1 protein-coding gene and 1 pseudogene are annotated in these 4,885 nt (G+C 59.4%); both read left to right on the top strand.

Annotated elements, in window-relative coordinates; genetic code table 11:
• The first annotated feature begins 342 nt into the window (after positions 1-342).
• Positions 343-3,354 (top strand): autotransporter serine peptidase EprS, encoded by a 3,012-nt coding sequence (eprS, locus tag DW49_RS0122340; RefSeq protein WP_005616317.1) that lies wholly within the window; start codon positions 343-345, stop codon positions 3,352-3,354.
• A 522-nt stretch (positions 3,355-3,876) separates the two neighbouring features.
• Positions 3,877-4,678, top strand: a pseudogene (locus DW49_RS0122325) (DUF6861 domain-containing protein); the annotation flags it as partial.
• Positions 4,679-4,885 lie beyond the last annotated feature (207 nt).

Below are 4,885 nucleotides of genomic sequence, written 5' to 3'. Positions count from 1 at the left end.
CTAACGGAAAATTCAAATCTTATCAATAGCTTAGCTTGCAGGTTATGGGTAACTTATTTCGAAAACAGTACACTAGCGTCGATTTTGAAAGTTTTAATCCATGCCCGAAGACACCCATGTACAATTAAATAGCCACCATCGATTTGAGTGGCTTGCTTGCATAAAGATAAATAAGTTCAATTAATTCATGCAGATATCACCAAGTTAAATACCGACAAATGGCACTCGTGAATACTCATAACTCTGTATCAAAATTGAAATAAATCTGTTGCCAAGTATGTAACTGCGGACTATGTTTTGGCTGCGCTCAATCAGGAGCCAACCATTAGCAGGTGTGCAGGGATGCAAAAGTCGAAGTATGTGAGTGCTGCCCGTTATTCTTCAAAAACCGTAGCAACTGGCGCACTGTGCGCGCTGTCTTTCACTTTCGGCTGTTCGGCCTACGCTGATTATGTCGAGCAGGGAAAGTTGGGTGATGCGGCCAGTTGGCGCTCGGCAGAATTCCAAAGCGACTGGGGCCTGGGTCGGATTCAGGCTGATCAGGCCTACGCTGCTGGCATTACGGGCGCAGGGGTCAAGATCGGCGCGCTGGACTCGGGTTTCGATCCGTCTCATCCAGAAGCCAGCCCATCCCGCTATCACGCAGTGACCGCCACGGGCACTTACGTCAACGGCACACCGTTCAGCGTCACTGGCGCGATCAACCCCAACAACGACACCCACGGTACGCACGTCACCGGCACCATGGGCGCGGCGCGCGATGGCGTGGAAATGCATGGCGTGGCGTACAACGCGCAAATCTACGTCGGTAACACCAATCAGAACGACAGCTTCCTGTTCGGCCCAAACCCGGACCCGCAGTATTTCAAGGCGGTGTATGGCGCACTGGCTGATGCTGGCGTGCGCGCCATCAACAACAGCTGGGGCAGCCAGCCGGCCGACGTAACCTACGCCACCGAAGCGGGCGTGCGTGCCGCCTATGCTCAGCATTACAACCGTGGCACCTGGCTGGACGAAGCGGCCAACGTCTCGCGCAAAGGCGTGATCAACGTATTCAGCGCCGGTAACTCCGGCTACGCCAACGCCAGCGTGCGCGCCTCTTTGCCATATTTCGAGCCAGACCTCGAAGGCCACTGGCTGGCCGTGTCGGGCCTCGACGCCTCCAACGGTCAACGCTACAACCAGTGCGGCCTATCCAAATACTGGTGCATCACCATGCCCGGCCGGCTGATCAACAGCACCGTGCCTGGCGGCGGTTACGGCATCAAGTCCGGCACCTCTATGTCTGCACCGCACGCCACCGGCGCACTGGCGCTGGTGATGGAACGCTTCCCGTACCTGAACAACGAGCAGGCGCTGCAAGTGCTGCTGACCACCGCCACCCAGCTCGATGGCTCGGTCACTCAGGCACCGACCACCAGCGTCGGTTGGGGCGTGGCCAATCTGGAGCGGGCGATGCGCGGTCCCGGTCAATTGCTTGGCACCTTCGACGCCAACCTCGGCGCAGGCTTGACCGATACATGGAGCAACAACATCTCCGATCAGGCGCTGATTCAGCGTCAGGCCGAAGACACCGCCGAGCAGGCCTCTTGGCGGCAAACACTGATCAGCAAAGGCTGGCAAAACGGCGTCGCCAGCACTGCCAGCCAGCAGGACCAGGCCGACTACGCCACCGGCACTGCGCGTGCTACTGCCGCTGCCCAGCGCCAGTACCAAGGCAGCCTGATCAAATCCGGCGCGGGCCGGCTGATTCTGGAAGGTGCCAACACTTATCGTGGCGAAACGCTGGTCAACGGTGGCGTGCTGTCGGTCAATGGCTCGCTGGTGTCCGCCGTGCAGATCAATGCGGGCGGCACGCTGGGCGGCAATGGCCAGATCGGCGGGCTGACTGCGCGCAGTGGCGGCGTGGTCGCGCCGGGCAATTCCATCGGCACCTTGCAGGTGGCGGGCGACCTCAATCTGGCACCGGGCTCGACTTACGCGGTTGAATTGTCCCCCACCGCCAGCGACCGCATCGTGGTCGGCGGCACCGCCACCGTCAGCGGCGCCAACATGGCCGTGACGCTGGAAAACGACAACGCCGCTCTGCTCAGCAGCAACCAGACCAGCAGCGTCATCGGCCGTCAATACAACGTGTTGCAAGCGGCTGGCGGCATTCAGGGCCAGTTCGGTTCGGTCACCGACGATTACGCGTTCCTCGCTGGCAACCTGGCGTACACCGGCACCGGCGTAACCCTCGCCCTTGAGCGCAACGGCGACAGCTTCGCCAGCGCTGCGCAAACCGACAACCAGCGCAGCGTGGCCCAGGCCATCGAGCAACTGAGTGCTGGCAATTCGGTGTACGAGAGCGTCATCCTCAGCCCGGACACCGCCACCGCCCGCCGCGCCTTCACCCAGTTGTCGGGCGAAGTGCATCCGGCCATCGCCACGCAACTGATCAACGACAGCCGCCAACTGCGCGACGCCGTGGGTGATCGCCTGCGCGTCGCAGGGCTGTACGACCAGCCAGCACCGGGCAGCGAAGACAACTCGGTGTGGGTCAAGGCACTTGGCGCGTGGGGCAAAAACGCCGGCAGCAGCGACGCTGCCAGCTCGACCTCATCGCTTGGTGGCCTGCTCGCCGGTGTCGATGGCCTGATCAGCGATCACACCCGCCTGGGCGCAATGGCAGGTTACAGCGACACCTCGCTCAGCCTGGGCGACGACACCCACTCGCGAGCATCGGCAGACAGCTACCACTTGGGCGCGTACATCGGCCACGAACAGGGCCCCGTGCGCCTGACCGCAGGCGCGTCGCACAGCTGGCACCGCATCGACGTGAAACGCGACCTGCAATTCGGCGCGTTCGCCGACCGCCAGAAAGTCAAACGTGACGCCCAGTCGAGCCAGGTCTTCACCGAAGCCGCCTACCGCCTCAACCTGCAACCGCTGACACTGGAACCGTTCGCCAACCTGGCTTACGTGCACTTCGACAGCGACAGCTTCAGCGAAAAGGGCGGCGCCACGGCCCTTAAAGGCGGCGACGACACCCGCGACACCGTGCTCTCGACCCTGGGCATACGCGCCGGTAACCGCTTCAACCTCAACGACACCCAAAAACTCGATGTCTCCGCCACCCTCGGCTGGCAGCACAACCTGAGCGACACCTCGTCCGAGCAACACCTGGCCTTCGCCAGTGCAGGCAACAGCTTCAACACCCAAAGCGTCTCAATGGACCGCGACGCCGCCGCAGTCGGCGCCCGCGCCAGCCTGGCGTTGGGCAAGGACGCACGCATCAACCTGGACTACAACGGCTTGCTGGGTGCGCGGGATAAGACCCACGGTGTGGGCTTGTCGCTGGATTGGCAGTTCTGATGGAGGATGCCTGCGGGGTGTAGTGGCCCTGCAGGCACTCGGTAATACCTATCGTGCCAATGCTCCGCGTTGACACGCATTTCGTGACGCTCCGCTTCACATCCAAGCCATCAGGCAAATATCAGATTACCCACGAATCCAAGCTTCTGCCCGGAGGGCGTAGGAGCGAACTTGTTCGCGATCTGCCGGGAACCGGCAGCAAAACCTGTGCAAGCGGTACATCAGGCACAACCAAAGTCACCCATTTCGGCCCGCTTCGTAACCGTCGTAACCTCCTGAAATACCCACGCCCTTCGGGCAGAATCTTGCTCTTCCGGCCCGTCAAGGCTCATGTATAGACTTCAATGATCAGCGCTACGACGATGATCTGGCAGCCAAGCAAGTGCTGCTTTTGAGCGACCAAAGCTGACGTAAGAATTTTCCGAATTTTTACGGGTTTCATGTAAGCCCCAGAATTTCTTGCACCTCTTCTGTTAAGTTGCTCAGGCAGAGCTGTATCAAGAATTGTCAGGGAGACTCCGAATGTTCTTTTTTCACATGCTGCCTTCATGGGATAGCATACGGCGACAGCTTGACCGCGATATCGCGCCCTACAGAGGGGGCCATTTTCGCACACACCGAAATGAACCCGTCCCGTCGCCCGCATTGATCATGCGCCGTTTCAATTGCGTTCGGTCCGCGTTCGACCGTGCCGAATGGGAGGCTTGCCGCATACTGGGACAGCGGTTCGTCGATCTCGACATCTCCAGCATCATCAAAGACTTGATCGATGTCGTTACCCAGATGGCCATGATCGTCGTAGGCAGTGCTTTTGTCGGAGGGGCGGCCGGAGCAAGCGCTGGCGTACTTTTTTTCGGACTGGGCGCTGTTCCCGGTGGTTTGATTGGGGCTGCGTTGGGTGCCCAGGCCAGTGCCTTTATATTGGGAATACTGGGTCTGGAAGCCATCGCTGAATCCGTCATCGACGGCTTTCCGCGCATCATTGAATACTACACTCGTGGCATCACCACAGCATGGCAAGGCCCCCGCGAACAAGGGCGGAACCCGTTCATGGGAGACGACCTGGCTGCACAGAACAGTGCTGTTCAGGAAATCGCCCAAGGGCACGTTGAAGTGGTGATTCTGCTTCTGGGCGCGATGGTTCTGTACATCACACGCGGTCGCGGTAATGCTCGTGCTCTGGCGAATGAAATGCGAGCCAGCGCCAAAGGCGAGCGATTGGGCCAGTGGATGCTTGAGCATGAAGATGAGCTGAAGAAGCGACCGGATTTGCAGAGGCCAGAGCCGCGTAGGGGAGCGCTTGATACGCAGGAGCCCTCATCTTCATCATCAAGCCGTCATGAACCAGACTCACCTGAACAAGGTAGGTCAGGTTCGACTTTAGATGAAAAAGAGGTTGCCGACGATAGTCCAAAGCTTTTAAATAACGGCGGTTTCAGAGGCTGAGTGCAACACCCGGCTATTGAGTTAGGGATGGACTCTCATGATGCTTGGACATCATTTCCGTCATCATTTCGATAGGGCATCTGTA

It is taken from the genome of Pseudomonas avellanae BPIC 631 (assembly GCF_000444135.1).
GTDB lineage: Bacteria > Pseudomonadota > Gammaproteobacteria > Pseudomonadales > Pseudomonadaceae > Aquipseudomonas > Aquipseudomonas avellanae.
This window is presented reverse-complemented; position numbering and strand designations above follow the sequence as displayed.

Excerpts from the sequence above, each read along its gene's own strand:
- eprS (WP_005616317.1), top strand. The coding sequence starts at position 343 with ATGCAAAAGTCGAAGTATGTGAGTGCTGCCCGTTATTCTTCAAAAACC.